The organism is Methylobacterium sp. 174MFSha1.1, from assembly GCF_900116815.1.
In the GTDB taxonomy this organism is placed as follows: Bacteria; Pseudomonadota; Alphaproteobacteria; order Rhizobiales; family Beijerinckiaceae; genus Methylobacterium.
Genome location: NZ_FPCB01000007.1, coordinates 211,422 through 230,244, shown reverse-complemented (window position 1 = coordinate 230,244; position 18,823 = coordinate 211,422). Strand labels below are relative to the sequence as shown.

General features: G+C 70.5%; 18 protein-coding genes and 1 tRNA gene. 11 read left to right on the top strand and 8 right to left on the bottom strand.

All coding sequences use genetic code 11. The features are described 5' to 3' along the window. The 3 genes from BM430_RS06050 to BM430_RS06040 form a co-directional block, all read right to left on the bottom strand. Window positions 1-75: transfer RNA gene (locus BM430_RS06050), tRNA-Gly, on the bottom strand. Window positions 76-188: 113 nt separating this feature from the next. After that, window positions 189-659, bottom strand: a complete 471-nt coding sequence (locus BM430_RS06045; protein ID WP_093566337.1) for an NUDIX domain-containing protein — start codon at window positions 657-659, stop codon at window positions 189-191. 13 nt (window positions 660-672) lie between these two features. Then, the gene (locus BM430_RS06040) at window positions 673-1,371 is read right to left on the bottom strand and encodes a fumarylacetoacetate hydrolase family protein (RefSeq protein WP_093566336.1); all 699 of its coding nucleotides are present in this window, start codon (window positions 1,369-1,371) and stop codon (window positions 673-675) included. Window positions 1,372-1,498: 127 nt separating this feature from the next. Between BM430_RS06040 and BM430_RS06035 the strand changes: the two genes are divergently transcribed. Then, on the top strand, window positions 1,499-2,953 hold the full coding sequence (locus BM430_RS06035) for an FAD-binding oxidoreductase (protein WP_093566431.1): 1,455 nt from the start codon (window positions 1,499-1,501) through the stop codon (window positions 2,951-2,953). Further along, window positions 2,950-4,020: a hypothetical protein gene (locus tag BM430_RS06030; protein WP_093566335.1), complete on the top strand. Its 1,071-nt coding sequence runs from the start codon at window positions 2,950-2,952 to the stop codon at window positions 4,018-4,020. Before BM430_RS06035 ends, BM430_RS06030 begins: the two co-directional genes overlap by 4 nt. Window positions 4,021-4,205: 185 nt before the next feature. Here BM430_RS06030 and BM430_RS06025 read toward each other — a convergent pair whose 3' ends face one another. From BM430_RS06025 to BM430_RS06015, 3 genes are read right to left on the bottom strand one after another with little or no spacing between them, the layout of a single operon-like run. Continuing rightward, window positions 4,206-4,985 (bottom strand): ABC transporter ATP-binding protein, encoded by a 780-nt coding sequence (locus BM430_RS06025; protein WP_093566334.1) that lies wholly within the window; start codon window positions 4,983-4,985, stop codon window positions 4,206-4,208. After that, window positions 4,973-5,728: an ABC transporter permease gene (locus BM430_RS06020; RefSeq protein WP_093566333.1), complete on the bottom strand. Its 756-nt coding sequence runs from the start codon at window positions 5,726-5,728 to the stop codon at window positions 4,973-4,975. The genes BM430_RS06025 and BM430_RS06020 overlap by 13 nt, the downstream gene beginning before the upstream one ends. 10 nt (window positions 5,729-5,738) lie before the next feature. Continuing rightward, window positions 5,739-6,779, bottom strand: a complete 1,041-nt coding sequence (locus BM430_RS06015; RefSeq protein WP_093566332.1) for an ABC transporter substrate-binding protein — start codon at window positions 6,777-6,779, stop codon at window positions 5,739-5,741. A gap of 295 nt (window positions 6,780-7,074) precedes the next feature. Between BM430_RS06015 and BM430_RS06010 the strand changes: the two genes are divergently transcribed. The 9 genes from BM430_RS06010 to BM430_RS05970 all read left to right on the top strand — a co-directional run bounded on the left by BM430_RS06010 (window position 7,075) and on the right by BM430_RS05970 (window position 16,855). Then, window positions 7,075-8,307 (top strand): urea ABC transporter substrate-binding protein, encoded by a 1,233-nt coding sequence (locus BM430_RS06010; protein WP_093566331.1) that lies wholly within the window; start codon window positions 7,075-7,077, stop codon window positions 8,305-8,307. A gap of 243 nt (window positions 8,308-8,550) precedes the next feature. Then, the gene (locus BM430_RS06005; protein WP_093566330.1) at window positions 8,551-9,417 is read left to right on the top strand and encodes a branched-chain amino acid ABC transporter permease; all 867 of its coding nucleotides are present in this window, start codon (window positions 8,551-8,553) and stop codon (window positions 9,415-9,417) included. Window position 9,418: 1 nt separating this feature from the next. Continuing rightward, window positions 9,419-10,465 carry an ABC transporter permease subunit gene (locus BM430_RS06000; protein WP_093566329.1) on the top strand — a complete coding sequence of 349 codons (1,047 nt, stop codon included), beginning with the start codon at window positions 9,419-9,421 and terminating at the stop codon, window positions 10,463-10,465. Between the two features lie 80 nt (window positions 10,466-10,545). Further along, window positions 10,546-11,274: an ATP-binding cassette domain-containing protein gene (locus tag BM430_RS05995; protein ID WP_093566328.1), complete on the top strand. Its 729-nt coding sequence runs from the start codon at window positions 10,546-10,548 to the stop codon at window positions 11,272-11,274. Window positions 11,275-11,284: 10 nt separating this feature from the next. Beyond that, the gene (locus BM430_RS05990; RefSeq protein ID WP_093566327.1) at window positions 11,285-11,986 is read left to right on the top strand and encodes an ABC transporter ATP-binding protein; all 702 of its coding nucleotides are present in this window, start codon (window positions 11,285-11,287) and stop codon (window positions 11,984-11,986) included. Window positions 11,987-12,230: 244 nt separating this feature from the next. Then, the gene (locus tag BM430_RS05985) at window positions 12,231-13,745 is read left to right on the top strand and encodes an amidase (protein ID WP_093566326.1); all 1,515 of its coding nucleotides are present in this window, start codon (window positions 12,231-12,233) and stop codon (window positions 13,743-13,745) included. Between the two features lie 10 nt (window positions 13,746-13,755). Further along, window positions 13,756-14,052, top strand: a complete 297-nt coding sequence (locus BM430_RS05980) for a putative quinol monooxygenase (RefSeq protein WP_093566325.1) — start codon at window positions 13,756-13,758, stop codon at window positions 14,050-14,052. Window positions 14,053-14,062: 10 nt separating this feature from the next. Continuing rightward, complete coding sequence (locus BM430_RS05975; protein WP_093566324.1) at window positions 14,063-15,634, top strand: GMC family oxidoreductase; 1,572 nt, start codon at window positions 14,063-14,065, stop codon at window positions 15,632-15,634. 222 nt (window positions 15,635-15,856) lie between these two features. After that, window positions 15,857-16,855 (top strand): helix-turn-helix domain-containing protein, encoded by a 999-nt coding sequence (locus tag BM430_RS05970; protein ID WP_093566323.1) that lies wholly within the window; start codon window positions 15,857-15,859, stop codon window positions 16,853-16,855. 229 nt (window positions 16,856-17,084) lie between these two features. Here BM430_RS05970 and BM430_RS05965 read toward each other — a convergent pair whose 3' ends face one another. Together BM430_RS05965 and BM430_RS05960 are read right to left on the bottom strand one after the other, a co-directional pair. Further along, window positions 17,085-17,408 carry a YnfA family protein gene (locus tag BM430_RS05965; RefSeq protein ID WP_093566322.1) on the bottom strand — a complete coding sequence of 108 codons (324 nt, stop codon included), beginning with the start codon at window positions 17,406-17,408 and terminating at the stop codon, window positions 17,085-17,087. A gap of 38 nt (window positions 17,409-17,446) precedes the next feature. Next, window positions 17,447-18,445: an SDR family oxidoreductase gene (locus BM430_RS05960; RefSeq protein ID WP_093566321.1), complete on the bottom strand. Its 999-nt coding sequence runs from the start codon at window positions 18,443-18,445 to the stop codon at window positions 17,447-17,449. Window positions 18,446-18,823: the final 378 nt, after the last annotated feature.

The following is an 18,823-nucleotide window of genomic DNA, read 5'->3' as shown; positions in this document are numbered from 1 at the left end:
TGGAGCGGGCGAAGGGATTCGAACCCTCGACCCCAACCTTGGCAAGGTTGTGCTCTACCCCTGAGCTACACCCGCTCGCTGTTTTCCGCCGGCGTCACCGTGGCGGCGCCGATGAGCGGCATAAACACCATTCCGCCGGGGAGCGCAAGAGGTTGCGGCGTCGGTTGCGGAGCCGGCTTCGGGGATCCCTACCAGGTCGCGGCGGGCGCCGTTCCGTCGCGGATCTCGGCCAGCCGCGCCCAGGTCGCCGGGGAGGTCTCCGGCGGCAGGGCGTCGAGGGGGAAGAAGGCCGCGGCCGCGATCTCGCGGTCGGGCGTCTTCGGCACCGGCACCGTGAAGGCGCGGGCGACGTAGAGCGCGACGTGGTCGCGCTTCGAGGCGCGGTCGTTGAAGTAGAAGCCGTGCAGGGCCGGCGTCGCGTCCGGATCGAGGACGATTCCCGTCTCCTCGCGGAACTCGCGGGCGATGGCCGCGAGCGCCGTCTCGCCCGGCTCGACGCCGCCGCCCGGCAAGTGCCAGCCGTCCATGTAGGTGTGGCGCACGAGGCAGACCCGGTTCTCCGGATCGATCGCCGCCCCGCGCACCCCCAGGGTCATCCCGCGGGTGAAGCGCCAGACGAGGTGGGCGCCCCGCATCAGCAGGGCCTGTCGGCGCGTCATCCCGCGTTCCTCCTCAGACGACGGTCAGGCGGATCTCGCCCACGCCCTCGATCGCCCCGACCATGGTCTGGCCGCGGGTCACCGCGCCGACGCCCTCCGGCGTGCCGGCGAAGATCACGTCGCCGGGCTCCAGCACGAAGTAGGTCGAGAGGTAGGCGATCTGCTCGGCCACCGACCAGATCATGTCGGAGAGGTCGCCCGTCTGGCGGACGGTTCCGTCGACCGACAGGGTGATCGCGCCCTTGTCCGGGTGGCCGATGACCGAAGCGGGCTTGAGCGTGCCGACCGGGCCCGACAGGTCCGCGGCCTTGCCGAGCTCCCACGGCCGGCGCAGGGCCTTGGCCTCTTCCTGGACGTCGCGGCGGGTCATGTCGAGGCCGACGGCGTAGCCGTAGACGTGGTCGAGGGCCTCTTCCACCGGGATGTCGCGGCCGCCCTTGGCGATCGCCACCACCATCTCGACCTCGTGGTGGTAGTTCGCGGTCTTCGGCGGGTAGGGATGCTCCACGGTCTGGCCGTCCGGCACCACCTGGAGGGCGTCGGCGGGTTTCATGAAGAAGAACGGCGGCTCGCGGGTCGGGTCGGCGCCCATCTCCCGGGCATGGGCGGCGAAGTTGCGCCCGACGCAGTAGACCCGGCGCACGGGAAACAGGTCGTCGGTGCCATGGATCGGGAGCGCGGTGCGCGGCGGGTTCGGGATCACGGAGAGCATGGGGCTGCTGTCTCGGGCGAAGTTTCGCGAAGGGCCGCGCATCTTGGAAAAGGGGCCGGCCGACCGCTATCTAGAGGGCGGTGCCGCGGTGCGCCATCCCGTCCCGCCGCAACCCTCCTGCCTCGAGATGCGCGCTTCCGTGACCCACAGCCTGCTCGACACGATCGCGGCCCGTCTCGGGCCGGCGCACGTCCTCACCGAGGCGACGGACCTCGCCCCCCATCTCGCCGAGACCCGCGGCCTCTACCGGGGCGAGGCGCTGGCGGTCGTGCGCCCGCGCGACACGCAGGAGGTCGCCTTCGTGGTGGGGACTTGCGCCGCCGCGCGGGTGCCGGTGGTGGCCCATGGCGGCAATACCGGGCTCGTCGGCGGCGGCGTGCCGTTCGGCGGCGTGGTGATCTCGCTCGCCCGCCTCGACCGGGTGCGGGCGGTCGATCCGCTGGATTCCACCATCACGGTCGAGGCCGGCTGCGTGCTCGCCAACGTCCAGGCGGCTGCCGACGCCGCCGGGATGCTGTTTCCGCTCTCGCTCGCTTCCGAGGGCTCGTGCCACATCGGCGGCAACCTCGCCACCAATGCCGGCGGCACCGCGGTGCTCGCCTACGGCAATGCCCGCGAGCTGACCCTCGGCCTCGAGGTGGTGCTGGCCGACGGGCAGGTCTGGAACGGCCTGCGGGCCCTGCGCAAGGACAATTCCGGCTACGACCTGAAGAACCTCTTCGTCGGTTCGGAGGGCACGCTCGGCATCATCACCGCCGCGGTGCTGCGGCTGCATCCGAAGCCCGTCTCGAAGGCCACCGCCTTCCTCGGCCTCGCCTCGGCGCGCGCGGCGCTCGACGCTTTCGGGCGCCTGCGCGACCGGCTCGGGCCCCGGCTCACGGCCTTCGAGTACGTGCCGCGCTTCCCCCTGGAGGTGGTGCTGCGCCACCTGCCCGGCGCGGTGCGGCCGCTCGCCGGCGACCATCACTCCTACGCCCTCGTCGAGATCTCCTCGCCGGCATCCGACGCGCCCGAGGAGCTGGAGGCGCAAGCGGCCGACCTGATCGAGGCCGGGCTCGCCGAGGACGCGGTGCTGGCCCAGAGCGCGGCGCAAGGGGCCGCCCTGTGGCGCCTGCGCGAGAGCCTGTCGGAGATGCAAGGCTACGAGGGCGGCTCGATCAAGCACGACGTCTCGGTGCCGGTCTCCCGGGTGGCGGAGTTCCTGGAGCGGGCGGGCAGTGCCTGCGAGGCGGCCCTGCCGGGGGTGCGGGTCTGCGCCTTCGGGCATTTCGGCGACGGCAACATCCACTTCAACCTGACCCAGCCGGTCGGGGCCGAGAAGGCGGCCTTCCTCGCCGAGTGGCCGCGCTTCAACCGCATCGTCCACGACATCGTCCACGCCATGGACGGCTCGATCGCCGCCGAGCACGGCGTCGGCCTGATCAAGCGGGACGAGCTGACCCGCTACAAGGACCCGGTCGCCCTCGACCTGATGCGCCGCCTCAAGGGCGCCCTCGACCCGCTCGGCATCCTGAATCCCGGCAAGGTCCTGGCCGGGGACGGCGCGCCTGAGTCGTTCCCGGGCAAAGCCTCGGCCGCATGATCGCGTTGTTTCGCCAGGCCGCTCCGGCACCTGTCGGCCTCAGCGCGGCCGCCCTGCTCGGCGCCTTCGAGAGCCTCGGCGACAATTGCGAGTTCGGCATCGCCCAGCGCTATGCCGGCGCCGACCCCCTCGGGCTGTTCCGCCTCTCCTCGGCGCCGATCGCCGACCTCGTCCACGCGGTCGAGACGCGATTTGCCCATTACGGCGGGGCGGACGACATCGAGGTCCGGGTCGGCGCCGGCGGCTACCTGTTCTGCCACAGTCGCCGGTACGGCTTCGCCTATCACACCGGCGACACCGCGCCCCGCGTGAAGCCCGCCGACATCCTGGCGCGGGAGATCCGCCGGGTCGACTACCTGAAGGAGCGGCTGCTCGCCGACCTCGCGGCGGGGGACAAGATCCTGGTCCGCAAGGGACCGCCCGGGGAGAGCGAGGGCGCGGTGCGCCGCCTGTTCGGCGCCCTGCGGGCGATCGGCCCGGTGACCCTGCTGCGGGTCTGCGCGGCGGCGGAAGCGCCGCCCGGCCGGGTGGTCTGGCGCGGCGAGGGCCTGATGCAGGGCGCGCTGCCCCATTTCGCGCCCTACGCCGCGGCCACCGACGCCGACCTGCCGGGCTGGCTCGCGGTCTGCGGCCGGGCCTACGCCCTGCGCCACAGCCTGGTCGAGCCCCCTGCCCTGGCGCCCGACGGCCCGCCGCTCTTCGAAGCGGCCGACACCACCCGCCCCGCGCTGGCGGTCGCCGCGCCCGAGCCGGGCGCGCTCGCCGCCTCCTACCCGGTCGAGGGCCTGCGGCCGAACCGCCTCCACGTCGTCGCGGCGGAGATCCGGCTGCCCGAGGACTTTTCCGGGACGCGGGCCGCCCTCGCCTTCGTCGACGCCGCACCCCATGCCCGCCGGGAGGCGGATCTCACCCGCCGCGGCAGCTGGCAGACGATCTACGGCGCCACCCGGATGCGCAAGCGCCAGAGCGAGGCCACGGTCGGCCTGATGCTGGCGGGGCCGGCCGGTACGGCGGTGGAGATGCGGGGCTGGCGGGTGACGGAAGGGTGCTTGCCGGGGGTTGGGTGAGGCGCGGCATCCGAGCGCTGCCATCCATAGCCTTGTGGCTCGAACTGCCGCCCATCGATAACCCTCCGCCCTTTCCCGGACGACTGCAGCGTCAGCGGAAGGAGATCCGGGAAAGGGGCGAGCGTGGGAGCGGAGGTTGTTTTCCTATCCAGCCATGTCGAAGACGCGCGGCCCGAGCGACATCGTCACCGCGCGTCCGGCAAGTCCACCCGCCTCTCGCCCGCCACCCCCGCCAGATCCTCCCGGATCGCTTGCGTGATCGCCTTCAGCTCCGGCGCCGCCCGGTCCCGCGGCTGGCCCGCCGCGATGCGGTGGGCGGCGACGATGCGGCCCGGGCTCCCTGCCAGGACTACGACCCGGTCGGCGAGGTAGACCGCCTCCTCGATGTCGTGGGTGACGAACAGCACGGTCTGGCCCGAGGCGCGGCAGAGCCGGGCGAGCTCGTCCTGCAGGGTCTCGCGGGTGAGCGCGTCGAGGGCCGAGAACGGCTCGTCCATGAGCAGGACGTGCGGCTCGACCGCCAGGGCGCGAGCGAGCGACACCCGCTGGCGCTGGCCGCCGGAGAGCTGGAACGGCCAGCGCCCGGCGAGCGCCCCGAGACCCACCCGGTCCAGGGCGGCTTGCGCCCGCCGGCGCCGCTCGGCCCGGGGCAGTCTCAGCTTCTCGAGCCCGAAGGCGACGTTGTCGAGGACCCGGCGCCAGGGCAGCAGGCGCGAATCCTGGAACACCAGGGCGACGGCCCGGCGGCCCGGCTCGGGCGCGCTGACCGAGACGGTGCCGGCACTCGGGCGCACGAGGTCGGCGATCACGCGCAGCAGCGTCGACTTGCCGACGCCGGAGGCGCCGACGATCGCCAGGAATTCCCCTGGCTCGATGTCGAGATCGAGACCGGAGAGCACCGTGGTGCGGGTGCCGTCGCGGGTGAAGGTGAGGGCGAGGCCCTGGATCGCGATCAGGCCCGCCATCGGAGCATCCAGCCTTGAAGGGCGGTGAAGGCGGCGTCGAACACGCCGTAGAGCAGCGCCATGGTGAGCATGTAGACGACCACGATGTCGGTCGCGAGCAGCGTCGAGGCCTGCATCATCCGCTGGCCGAGGCCGGCGACCCCGAAGATCTCGGCCGCCACCACCGCCATCCAGGCTTGGCCGATGGCGGTGCGCACGCCGACCAGGATCCCCGGCATGGCGGCGGGCCACACCACCGTGACCAGGCGCTCGGGGGCGGAGCGGAAGCCGAAGGCGGCAGCGAGCTCGATCAGGTCGCGGTCGACGCCGCGGATCGCCCCGTGGCTCGCGAAGTAGACGATCCAGAACACCCCGATCGCCACGATGAACAGGGCCGCCTCCGGGCTGACCCCGAACCAGATGATCGCGAAGGGCACCCATGCGAGGCCCGGCACCGGGCGCAGCACCCGCACCACCCAGGCGGTCAGGCCCTCTGCCGTGCGCGACATCCCCGTCAGCGTGCCGGCGGCGATGCCGAGGCCGATGCCCAGGCCAAGGCCGACGAGGTAATGCCCGAGGCTGCCGCCGATGGCGGCGAGCCACTGGCCGGAGCGCAGCTCGCGCAGGAACGCTTCCGGCAGCACCGAGGGCGGCGGCAGGAAAGCCGGGTTGACGAGGCCGAGCCGGGGCACGGCCTCCCACAGGGCGAAGAAGGCGGCGAGCCCCAGGAGCGGAAGCAGCAGCGCCGCGGGGCGGGATCTCACGGGTTGACTCTCACTTGCCGGCGACGGCGCGCTCGTAGAGCCGCGGCTCGAACAGCCCGTCGAGCGGCACCTCGCGCTCCAGCGCGCCGATCTTCACCTGGTAGCGCTGCATCGCCGCCGTCGCCTCGACGATGCGGCGGGGATCGGCGGCGAAGCGCGTCGCCGGCGAGGCCAGCGCCCGGCGGATGGTGGCGGTGTCGACGAGGCCCTTGCCGAGCGAGGCCTCGACGATCGGCGCGACGCGCTCCGGATCGCGGCCGATCAGGTCGACCGCCCGCACGACGCCGGTCACGATCGCCTGGGCGACCTCGGGCTCCTTGTCGAGGAGGGCGCGGGTGACGGCGACGACGGTGCCGGGCTGGCTCGGGAACATCTCGCCGCCGAGCGCCATCAGGCGGATCGCCGGGTTGCGGCCGGTGACGATCGAGACCGCGGGCTCGCGCAAGGTTCCGCCCTCGACCGCGCCGGCGAGCACCGCCTGCTGGGTCGCGTCGATCCCCATCGAGACGATCGTCACGTCCTTCGGGTCGGCCTTCGCCACCTCCCACAGCCAGTGCTGCAGGGTGGTGTTCGGCACCGAGCCGAGGGGCTGGGTGGCGAGCCGCGCCGGGGTGCCGGTGGATTCGCGGTAGCGCCGGAAGACCTCGGCCGGGGCGATTCCGGTCTCGGCGAAGCGGGCGAGCTTGGGGCCGGCGACGAAGACGTTCTCCTCGACCGAGGTGGCGGCCACCACCTTCACGTCGATTCCCTTCGAGCGCGCGACGCCGAGCGGCGCCACGCCCGCGACGTAGACGTCGAGGGTACCCGACGCCAGCGCCTGGATCATGTTGGGGCCCGACTCGAAGGTCGTCACCGCGAGCGACAGGCCGGCCTGCTTCAGCCAGCCCTCCTTCTCGGCGACGTAGATCGGCGCCGCGGCGAGGATCGGGATCACGCCGACCCGCAGCGGCGCGGCGCGGCCTTCGGCGAGCACCGGCGTCACCCGTCCGAGGGCCGCGCCGGCGGCGAGGACCGGGGCTGCCCCGAGGATGCTGCGTCGCGTGATGGTCATGGCCGGCCGTCTGTGGGGAAGGATCGCCTCCGCTTAGGGCATCCTCCTGCGAACGTGCAAGAACGGCGCGCAACTAAGAAAATCTATCTAAAATACAGGTGTATGGCAGCAGGGAATTCTCCTTCGCCGCTTTCACGGAGAAGAACCTCCGGGATCGGCCCGGGGGCGCCCTCCCCACCCCTGGCACGGCCAGTCCAATTTTTTGGTCAGCACAGGCAAGCACAGGCACTCCGGCCTCTTCTAACCTTGGGTCGTCGGCAACGTGCCGCGTGCTGCAACAGGAGCCCGGACCAGGATGGCCCTCTCGCGTCGTGACCTCCTCCGTACCGCGGCCGCCGTTCCGCTCTCCACCCTGGCGATGCCGGCCGTGCTCCGGTCCGCCCGGGGCGAGACGCCGATTCTCGTCGGCTCGCTGCACGACCAGTCCGGCCCGATCGCCGCCTCCGGCACGCCGATGGTCGAGAGCCTGAAGCTCGGGATCGAGGAGGTGAACGCCGCGGGCGGCCTGCTCGGCCGGCCGCTGCAGCTCGTGCACTACGACACCCAGTCCAACATCCAGATGTATTCGCAATACGCCCAGCAGCTCGCCGTGCGCGACAAGGTGGCGGTGGTCCATGGCGGCATCACCTCGGCCTCGCGCGAGGCGATCCGCCCGACCTTCAACCGCTTCCGGGTGCTGTACTTCTACAACGTTTTGTACGAGGGCGGGGTCTGCGACCGCAACACCTTCTGCACCGGCACCACCCCGGCCCAGACCGTCGAGAAGCTGGTGCCTTACGCGATGGGGAAGGACAAGAAGAAGGTCTACATCATCGCGGCCGATTACAACTACGGTCAGATCACCGCCAAGTGGATGCAGAAATACGTCAAGGACCAGGGCGGCGAGACGGTCTCGGTCGACTTCTTCCCGCTCGACGTGACGAATTTCGGCCCGACGATCTCGAAGATCCAGGCGGCGAAGCCCGACCTGCTGCTCTCGGCGCTGGTCGGCGGCAACCACACGGCGTTCTATCGGCAATGGACCTCGGCCGGCATGAAGGGCCAGATCCCGATCGCCTCGACCACCTTCGGCCTCGTCAACGAGCCCTCGACCCTCAACGCCGCCGAGAGCGACGGCGTGCTCGGCGCCTACGGCTACTTCGAGGAACTGACGACGCCGGCGAGCACGGCCTACGTCGCCAAGCTGAAGAAGCAGTCGCCGAGCATTCCCTACATCAGCGAACTGGCGGCGGCGACCTACGAGGGGTTCTACCTCTGGGTCGAGGGGGTGAAGAAGGCAGGTTCCATCGACCGGATGGCGGTGACCGAGGCGCTGGAGACGGGGCTGTCCTTCGACGGGCCGACCGGCAAGGTGACGATCGACCACGCCACCCACCACGTCACCCGCAACGCCTACCTGGCGGCGGTCAAGGACCGGAAATGGGCGGTGCGGGAGACCTTCCCCGATGCCAAGCCGCAGGACACCGCGGCGGTGTGCAACCTGATCAAGAACCCGCGGGACAACAAGCAGTACGAGATCTCGATCTGAGGATCGGGTCGATCAACCGACGTGACTCATCTCCTCCATCGTCATTCCGGGGCCGCGCAGCGGAGCCCGGAATCCAGACACTCAGGTGATGCAGAACGAAGCGGCACGCTGCCTGCTCTTTCCTGAAAGATCCGCGGTTCTGGATCCCGGGCTCCGCTGCGCGGCCCCGGGATGACGCGGAGGGTGGCAGGACCGAAGGCCCGAAAGACACACGACCCTCCCCTTCCCCACCCGGATGACGTCATGGACCTGTCGCTCATCATCGCGCTCGACGTGGTAAACGGGGCCGCCTCCCTGTTCCTGCTCTGCCTTGGCCTCGCGATCATCTTCGGGATGATGAAGATCATCAACCTCGCCCACGGCGAGTTCGTGATGCTGGGGGCCTACGCCACGGTGATCTCGGCCAATGCCGGGCTCAACATCTGGATCGCCATGCTGGTGGTGGCCCCGCTCTTCGTCGGCCTCGTCGGTCTCGTCATCGAGCGCTGCCTGATCCGCTTCCTGTACGGGCGCCTCGTCGACTCGATGCTGGCGACCTGGGGCCTGAGCCTCTGCCTCATCGGTCTCGTCACCACGATCTTCGGCAACACCATCAACGGCGTGCCGACGCCGCTCGGCGGGTTCCAGGTCGGGGCCTACCGGTCGAGCTGGTACACGATCTTCCTCCTCGCCATGGCCGTCGTGATGATGGCCCTGGTCTACGGCGTGCTCCGCTTCACCCGCTTCGGCCTCGTCGCCCGGGCCGTCATGCTGAATCCCGGCATGGCCGCGACCCTCGGGGTCAATCCGGCGAAGATCTACATGGCGACCTTCGGCATCGGTGCGGCCATCACGGGGCTTGCCGGCGGGCTGCTGGCGCCGGTCTCGGGCATCACGCCGGTGATGGGCACCGCCTTCGTCGCCAAGTGCTTCATCACGGTCGTCGGCGGCGGCGCGGCGATCATCTCGGGCACGCTCTCGGCCGCCGGACTGTTCGGCTTCGTCAACCAGCTCGGCGCCTACTTCACCACCCCGGTCTACGGCGAGGTGATCCTCTTCCTCTCCGCGATCCTGCTGATCCGCCTCTTGCCCCAGGGCATCTCCGGCCGCTTCTTCAAGGGGACGCTCTGACATGCCCGCCGCCCTATCGCGCGCCCTCCAGGCTCTCGCCGTCATCGCCGCAATCGCCCTGGTGGCCGTGTTACCCACCTATCTCGAACTCTTCACCCTGATGCAGCTGACGCTGTTCGCCGCCATGGGCGTGCTGGCGCTCAGCCTCGGCTTCATCTGGGGCTTCGGCGGCATCCTGTCCTTCGGCCAGACCGCGTTCTTCGGTCTCGGGGGCTACACCTACGCGATCGCGGCGATCAACTTTGGAGACTCCACCAACGCGGTCCTGCTGGCGATCCTCTTTCCCGCCCTCTTCGCCGCGGCGCTCGGCTACTTCGTGTTCTACGGCCGGATCAGCGAGGTCTATCTCGGGGTCATCACCCTCACCGTCACGCTGATCCTATTCAACGTCGTCAACTCGACGGCGGGCGACGCCTACACGATCGGCCAGGCTCGCCTCGGCGGCTTCAACGGCATCCCCTCGGTGCCGACCTTCAACGCGCCCTACACCCCGGACGCGGTGCTGAGCCCCGAGGCCGGATGGTGGGTCACCGGCGGCGCCTTGATCGCCGTCTACCTGCTGATGCGGCTCCTGCTGGCGAGCCCCTTCGGCCGCATCGCGGTCGCCGTGCGCGAGAACGAGACCCGGGCGGCTTTGCTCGGCTACGATCCGCGGCTGGTCAAGCTCGGGGTGTTCATGGTCGGCGGCGCGGTCGCGGGGCTCGCCGGGGCGCTCTACGTCAACTGGGGCGCCTTCGTCGGCCCGACGATCTTCTCCCTGTCGCTCTCGGCCGAGATCATCATCTGGATCACCGTGGGGGGCCTCGGCACCCTGATCGGCCCGGTGGTCGGGTGTGTCCTGATCCAGTTCCTCACCGCCAAGATCGGCTCGCAGCAGGCCTTCAACGCCAATCTCGTCCTGGGCGCGATCCTGGTCGGCTTCGTGCTGCTCCTGCCGAAGGGCATCGTGCCGACCCTGAAGAACGCCCTCCTCGGGCTCGGCCGCAAGGCCAGACGGCGCCCGGCCGCCGTCACCGCCGCCCGGACCCAGATCGCGGGAGCCGAATAGTGTCTCTCACGAAACTCCCGATCACCGTCATCTCTCGCCGTGGCAGCGTCGGCGCCACGGGAGTTTCGTGAGGTGCACTGATGGACCCCCTCGTCCCCCTCCTGAAGACCGAGCACCTGACGATGCGCTTCGGCGGCGTCGTCGCCAACGACGACGTCAGCTTCACCCTCGGCGAGATGGAGCTGCGCTGCCTGATCGGCCCGAACGGCGCCGGCAAGAGCACCTTCTTCAAGATGCTCACCGGCCAGCTCACGCCCACCTCCGGCACCATCGCGTTCCGGGGCAAGCCTCTGACGGGATTGCAGAGCCACCAGATCGCCCGGCTCGGCATCGGCATCAAGACGCAGGTGCCGAACGTGTTCAACGGACTATCGGTGCGCGAGAACATCTGGCTCTCTGCCCGGCGCAAGACGACGCCGAAATTCACCGGGCCCCTCGTCGACGAGATCCTGGAAAAAATCCGGCTGACGCATCTCGCCGGGGCCACCGTCGGGCAGCTCTCGCACGGCCAGCGGCAATGGGTCGAGATCGGCACGGTGCTGGCGGGCGATCCCGACCTCATCCTCCTCGACGAGCCGGCCGCCGGCATGACCGACGAGGAGACCCACCGCACCGCCGAGATCATCCGCGAGATCAACAAGAGCCGGGCGATCGTCGTGGTCGAGCACGACATGGCGTTCATCAAGATGATCGCCCGCACGGTCACGGTGTTCCACCAGGGCCGAATCATGATGGAGGACGGGATCGACGCCGTGCTCGCCGACCGGCGGGTGCGCGACGTCTATCTCGGCAAGAAGGTGGCGGCATGAAGGGGGTGGCATGAGCGCGCTTCTCGACGTCGAAGACCTGCGGGCGAGCTACGGCCGGGTGCCGATCCTGATGGGCGTCGATTTCAGCCTGGCGCCCGGAGAGTATCTCGGCATCCTCGGCCATAACGGCATGGGCAAGACCACCCTGATGCGGACCCTGATGGGCCACATCCCGGCGACCGCCGGCACGGTGCGCTTTGCCGGCACCGAGGTCACGCGGCTGCCCATCCACCAGCGTGCCCGTCTCGGGATGGGCCTCGTACCGCAGGGCCGCGAGATCTTCGCCACCCTCAGCGTGCGCGAGAACCTGCGCATGGGGCTCGCCAGCGCGCCGAAGGAGGATCCCCGCATCATCGACGACGTGCTGGCCGACTTTCCCCGCCTCGTGCGCCTGCTCGACCGGCGCGGCGGCGCCCTCTCGGGCGGCGAGCAGCAATTGCTGGCGCTCGCCCGCTGCCTCTGCACCCGGCCGAAGCTCGTCCTCCTCGACGAGCCGACGGAGGGCATCCAGCCCTCGATCATCGAGGAGATCATCGAGACGCTGCTCGCCTTGAAGAAGCGCTGGGACCTGTCGATGATCATCGTCGAGCAGAACCTCGACTTCATCACCTCGCTGTCCGACCGGGTGCTCGGCATCCAGAAGGGCCGCATCACCGGCGAGGTCTCGCGCGAGGACCTGCTGGCGGGGCGGATCGGCATGGCGGCGGCCTAAGGGGGTAATACCCGCCCTTACTCGCCCCCCACTCCTTTCCCGGACGAGAACAGCGAAGCGGAAGGAGATCCGGGATCCAGCGCAAGGACTCGCGAAGCGACCGTGTGTCTGCAACATTGCAACTATAGAGCCGCTTCGCGGCACTTCTCCCCTGGATCCCGGATCTCCTTCCACTTCGTTACAGTCGTCCGGGAAAGGGGAGCGTGAACGTTCCCAACCCGCTACAACCAACAGGAGACGCCCCATGGCCATCACCCGCCCGAGCGCCGATCAGGTCCGCGAGCTCGCCGCCAGCCTCCACATGTCGCTGTCGCCCGAGGAGGCCGCCGCCTACCGCGCCCTGATGGACGCCTCGTTCGACGCCTACGACGTGGTCGACGCCCTGCCCGACCACATCCCCCCGGTGAAGTATCCCCGCACCCCCGGCACCCGGCCGAGCCCTGAGGAGAACCCCCTCGGCGCCTGGTACTGGAAGAGCGAGGTGAAGGGCGCCGACACCGGCAAGCTGGCGGGCAAGACCGTGGCGCTGAAGGACAACGTCGCGCTGGCCGGCGTGCCGATGATGAACGGCGCCTCGACCCTCGAAGGCTTCGTGCCGGCCACGGACGCCACCATCGTGACCCGGATGCTGGATGCCGGCGCGACGATCCTCGGCAAGGCGGTGTGCGAGCATTTCTGCCTGTCCGGCGGCAGCCACACCTCGGATCCGGGGCCGGTCCACAACCCCCACCGGATGGGCTACTCGGCCGGCGGCTCGTCCTCCGGCAGCGGCGCGCTGGTGGCGGCCGGCGAGGTCGACATGGCGATCGGCGGCGACCAGGGCGGGTCGATCCGCATCCCGGCCGCGTATTGCGGGATCTACGGGATGAAGCCGACCCACGGCCTCGTCCCCTATACCGGCGTGATGCCGATCGAGACCACGATCGACCATACCGGCCCGATGACCGCGAGCGTCGCCGACAACGCCCTGCTGCTCGAAGTCCTGGCCGGGCCCGACGGGCTCGATCCGCGCCAATACGCGCCGCAGGTCGCCGCCTACACGGAGGCGCTGAAGAAGGGCGCGAGGGGCCTGAAGATCGGCCTCCTGCTGGAGGGGTTCTCCGCTCCCGGCATGCAGGAGGCGGTGGCCGACAAGGTCCGGGCGGCGGCGGCCCGGTTCGAGGCCCTGGGTGCCACGGTCGAGGAGGTCTCGCTGCCGGCCTACCGGACGGCGGCCTCGGTCTGGACGCCGATCGGGCTCGAGGGCCTGACCCAGCAGATGATGCTCGGCAACGGCATGGGCTTCAACTGGAAGGGCGCCTACGACGTCGGCCTGTTCGACGCCCACTCGGCTTGGCGCGCCAAGGCCGACGATCTCTCCGAGACGCTGAAGATCTCGATGCTGATCGGCCAGTGGGGCCTGACCCATTACCGCGGCCGCTACTACGCCAAGGCGCAGAACCTCGCCCGCAAGGTGCGGGAGGATTTTTCGGAGTGCTTCAAGACCTACGACCTGCTGCTGTGCCCGACCCTGCCCTGCACCGCCACCAAGCTGCCGGAGAAGGGCGCGCCGCTCGAAGAAATCATCGTCCGCGCCTTCGAGATGGTCGCCTCGACCTCGCCGATGGACGTCACCGGCAATCCCTCGATGTCGATCCCCTGCGGCCTCGTCGACGGCCTGCCGGTCGGGCTGATGCTGACAGCACGCGACTGGAACGAGAGCGCGATCTACCAGGCCGCCCACGCCTTCGAGGCCGCCGGCGACTGGAAGACCTTCTGAAGGCGGGCCCATGAAGACCATCAGCGCCATCCTCCGCGCCAAGCCGGGTGCGGAGGCGACCCTGCGGGCCGCCCTCCTCGACGTGGCGGCCCACGTCGCAGACAACGAGCCGGACACGGTCGGCTTCTTCGTCTCGCAGGATGCGGGCGATCCCGCCCGCTTCACCACCTACGAGCGGTTCGTCGATCAGGCGGCGATGGACCGGCACAACGGCTCGGCGGCGGTGGCGCGGTTCTTCGCCATCGCGCAGCCGATCCTCGACGGCGAGGTCGTCCTGGTGACCGCCGACGAGATCTCGGAACGATGACCTCCCGCCGATGACCTCCTACGACACCGTGATCGTCGGCGCGGGCAGCGCCGGCTGCGTGCTCGCCGGGCGGCTCAGCGCCGACCCGGCGCGCCGGGTGCTGCTGCTGGAATCCGGCGGCGAGCCGCCCCTCGGCGCCGTCGTCCCGTCCGACTGGCCGAGCTTGTTCAACACCGGCGCCGACTGGGGCTTCCACACCGAGCCTCAAGTCGAATGCCGCGACCGCCGGATCTTCTGGCCCCGCGGCCGCATGCTCGGCGGCTCCGGCTCGCTCAACGCCATGATCTACCTGCGCGGCCTGCCCTCGGACTACGATACCTGGGAGGCGATGGGCTGCCCCGGCTGGGGCTGGCGCGACGTGCTGCCGGATTTCCTCTCGTCCGAGGACAATCGCCGCTTCGGCAACCACCCGCTGCACGGCACCGGCGGTCCGTTGCCGGTCGAGGATTGCCCGTATCGCGACGAGGGCGAGACGCTCTGGCACGAGGCCGCACTGGCGGCCGGCCATCCGGCGAACCCGGACTTCAACGGCGCAAGCCAGGAGGGCGTCGGCTTCTTCCAGCTGACCACCCGGGGCGGCGAGCGCTTCGGCACCAAGCGGGCCTATCTCGACCCGGCGCGGGAGCAGCCAAACCTCACGATCGAGACCGGCGTGCTCGTCACCCGCCTCGTGATCGAGCAAGGCCGCGCCGTCGGCGTCGAGTACCTGCGCAACGGCCGGCCCGAGCGGGTACGGGCCGGGCAGGTCGTGCTCGCGGCCGGCGCCATCGCCTCGCCCCACCTCCTGATGCTCTCCGGCATCGGCCCGGCGGACGCGCTGAGGGCGGCCGGGGTCGCGCCGTTGCACGACCTCCCCGGTGTCGGCCAGGACCTGCAGGACCACCCGGCGATCACCCTCGCCTTCGCGGCCACGCGCCCGGTCGGCCTCGGCGCGGTGCGCGCGGCCGAGAGCCTCGCGGAATGGCAGGCGCACCGCACCGGCCCGCGGACCTCGAACTGGGCCGCGGCCGGCGGCCACGTCGCCACGCGGGCCGGCATCGAACCCGACCTCCAGCTCTACGGCATCGCCGCCCCGCATCGCGATTATGGCCGGTTCCTCTATCCGGGCTCCGGCTTCACCCTGTTCGCGGTGCTGCAACGGCCCGAGAGCCGCGGCGAGATCCGCCTGCGCTCGGCCGATCCGCTCGCGGCGCCGGCGATCGACCCGCGCTACCTCTCGGACGAGGGCGGCCGCGACCTCGCCACCCTGGTCGAGGGGGTGCGGATCAACCGGGCCATCGCGGCGGCCGGTCCGCTCGCCGCGGTGATCGCCCACGAGCTCAGCCCCTCGGCCGAATGCCGGGACGAGGCCGGCATCGCCCGGCACGTGCGCGGCCACCTTACCTCGCTCTACCACCCGTCGAGCACTTGCCGGATGGGCACCGATCCCGGCGCGGTCGTCGACCCGCGGAGCTTCGCGGTGCACGGGCTCGACGGCCTGTTCGTCGCCGACGCCTCGGTGTTTCCGCGGATGATCTCGGCCAATCTCAACGCGACGGTGATCCTGGTGGCCGAGCGGGCGGCAAGAGCGCTGGCGGGGTGACGCGAAGGCCGGCGGAGATGAGCACCGCGCCGTCGAGAATCCCCGGTCGAGCGGTCGTCACGTTCCCGACGACGGCTATGCTCGTCCTGCCCCGGCGGACCAGTCCACTCGGCCTATGACCGGCCGTCCCGGTCCCGGCTGGCACCGTCGTTGCTTGAGCCGGTCCGGACGCGACACGCATCGCGGGCCCGCCCGAGGCCCGGATCCGCCGGAGGGACAGTCATGGCATCGCTCACCGCCTCGCCGCCGTCGGCCTACTTCCCGGCCCCTTCGCCCGCCCCGATCACCACCTTCGACACCAACGTGCTCGCCGAGCAGTACCGCTTCTCCTACTGGCGCGACGCGATCTGCGCGCATCTGAGCCCGTCGGAGACGATGCGGAAGATCGACGGCGGACCGTTCTCGGCGCGCCTGCGCAAGGTGGCGCTCGGCAAGGTCAACGTCTGCGACATCCGGTTTTCGCCGATGGAGAACCGCCGCGACGCCGCCTGCCTGCGGCGGATGCCGGACGACGACGTGTTCGTGGCGCTGATGAAGAGCGGTACCGGCCGGCTGGTGCAGGACGATCGCTGCGCGCTTCCCGCCGTGGGCGATCTCGTGATCTACGACTCGGCCCGGCCGTTCCTGTGGGAGTTCGAGCAGGACACCCGGATGATCGTCGCCCGGATGGCCCGGCGCCAGATCGCGGCGCGGCTGCCCGACTTCGAGCATCTCGCCGCGCGGATCATCCGGCCTGACCAGCCGCTGGCCTCGACCCTCGCCCACACCCTGACCGACATCGTCGAACTGGAGAGCCCGCTGAGCGAGAGCAGCTCGCAGCGCATGGGCAACGCGTTCCTCGAACTGCTCACCGCCTCGCTGGAGGCGAGCCTGACGGCGCCGGGGCGCAAAGTCGCCGAGGACGACCTCGTGCGCCAGGCCAAGACCTTCCTGCTCGCTCATATCGAGGACCCCGACCTCGACCTCGCCACGGTGGCCAACCGCCTCGGCGTGTCGCTGCGCACCCTCTGCCGCGCCTTCGCGGCGGACGGCACCACGGCGATCCGCTGGCTGTGGCAGCAGCGGCTGGCGCTGGCCCACCGGCTGCTCGAGGAGGGCCAGGCCCGCAATGTCGGGCAAGTGGTGATGCAGTGCGGCTTCAGCGACTTCTCGCATTTCAGCCGGGCGTTCAAGAAGGCGTACGGGGTGATGCCGAAATCGGTGCTGCGGGCTGCCGGATAGTCTTCTTTATTTCAAAGGAAACGATGCTTCTCCCACCCTCCTTGTCATCCCGGGGCCGCGCAGCGGAACCCGGGATCCATAACCGCTGAGGATGCCTGAAAGAGCGGACCGCGTTCCGCTTCATCTTGCATCGTCAGCGGCTATGGATCCCGGGTTCCGCTGCGCGGCCCCGGGATGCCCCTGTGAGGTGGAGGTCGAAAGATCCATCCTCCTGCCCGGCCGAACGAGACTATCCCCGCGGCGCCAGCACGATCACCACCGCCCCCGCGAGGCAGAGCGCAGCTCCGGCGCAATCGAACCGGTCCGGCCGCTGCCCTTCCGCGACCCACAGCCAGGCGAGCGAGGCCGCGATGTAGATGCCGCCATAAGCCGCGAAGGCGCGGCCGGCGGCGTCCGATTCGGTCAGCGCCAGCAGGAACGCGAAGGCGCCGAGCGCCAGGCCCCCCGGCACGAGCCACAGGGCCGAGGCCGAGAGCCGCCACCAGGCCCAGACCGAGAAGCACCCGGCGATCTCGGCGAGCGCGGCGGCGGCGTAGAGAAGGACAGTCGGCATGACAGGGCTTCTTCCACGCCATGCCGCTGCTGGAAAGGTCAGGCCCGCCGCTTCATCAGGGCCGCCGCGGCGAGGCCGATGCCGGCCATCACCGCGCCGGTGGTCAGGGGGTTGAGCGCAGCCCGCGTGTAGGTGCTGGTATGGCGCACCATCCCCGGATGGTCGCCGCGCACGTGGCCGTCCTGGGCCGGCCGGTGGAGGGCGCCGTTGGGATCGCGCGGCGGCTCGGCGCGCAGCTGCTGGTCCGCCATCACGCCGCCGAGGCGGTCGAAGGTGCCGGGCGCGAGCTTCTTGAGGCCGGTCATCGCCCGGCCGCCGCCGCCGACGATGATCTCGCGCTGCGGGTAGACCGCGGCGTGCAGGATCGCGTGGGCGACCTCGTCCGGGTGGTAGACCGGCGGCGGCAGCTTCGGCTCGCGGTCGAGGTAGTTGCGGGCGTGCTGCGGGAACGGGGTGTCGATCGCCGCCGGCTTGATCAGCGTCACCGAGACCGGGGCGCGGTCGAGGTCCAGCTCGGACCGGAGCGCGTCGGTGAAGCCGCGGATCGCGTGTTTGCTCGCCGAGTACATGCCCTGGAGCGGGATCGCGAGGTCGGAGGCGATGCTGCCGAGGTTGATGATCGCGCCGCCGCGCCGGCGAAGATGGGGTGCGGCCACCAGCGAACCGTAGACCACGCCCCAGAAATTGGTCTGGAACAGGCGGTCGTGGTCCTCGTCCGAGACCTCCTCCAGCCGGCCGTAGATCGAGATGCCGGCATCGTTGACCCAGGTGTCGAAGCCGCCGAAGCGCTGCACCGCCTTGTCGGCGATGGCCTGCACGTCCTCGCGCCGGCCGACATCGGCGACGACGTGGGTCGCCTGCCCGCCCGCAGCCTCGATCTCCTCCTGGATCGTCGCCAACGCCTCGGCGTTGCGCGCGGCGAGCACCACCCGGGCGCCCGCCCGCGCCGCCATCCGGGCCGTGGCGAGCCCGATGCCGCTGGAGCCGCCGGTGATGACGATCACCTGCTCGCCGAGGGGCTTGTGGGCGTGGCTCATGGAATCCTCCGTACAGGATGGGGGTATCCAGGCCCTAACGATGACGGGCGCGCTTCGTTCAATCCATCGATGGCGGTGCTCGTGCCGGCGGCCACGCGCCGCCGATCCCGTCTCCTCCCCTTTCCCGGACGACTGAAGCGAAGCGGAGGGAGATCCGGGATCCAGCACGAGACGTGCCGCGAAGCGGCTCTGTCTTTGCGACGTTGCAGACATAAAGACGCTTCGCGACTTTTCGCGCTGGATCCCGGATCTCCTTCCACTGCGTTTCAGTCGTCCGGGAAAGGGCGTGGTGATTTTTTTCGGAAGGCCGGCTGCCCGGGCGCGATCCACCTCTCCGATCTCCCACCGCTCTGCGCCACGATCGAGCCGGCCGTCCCC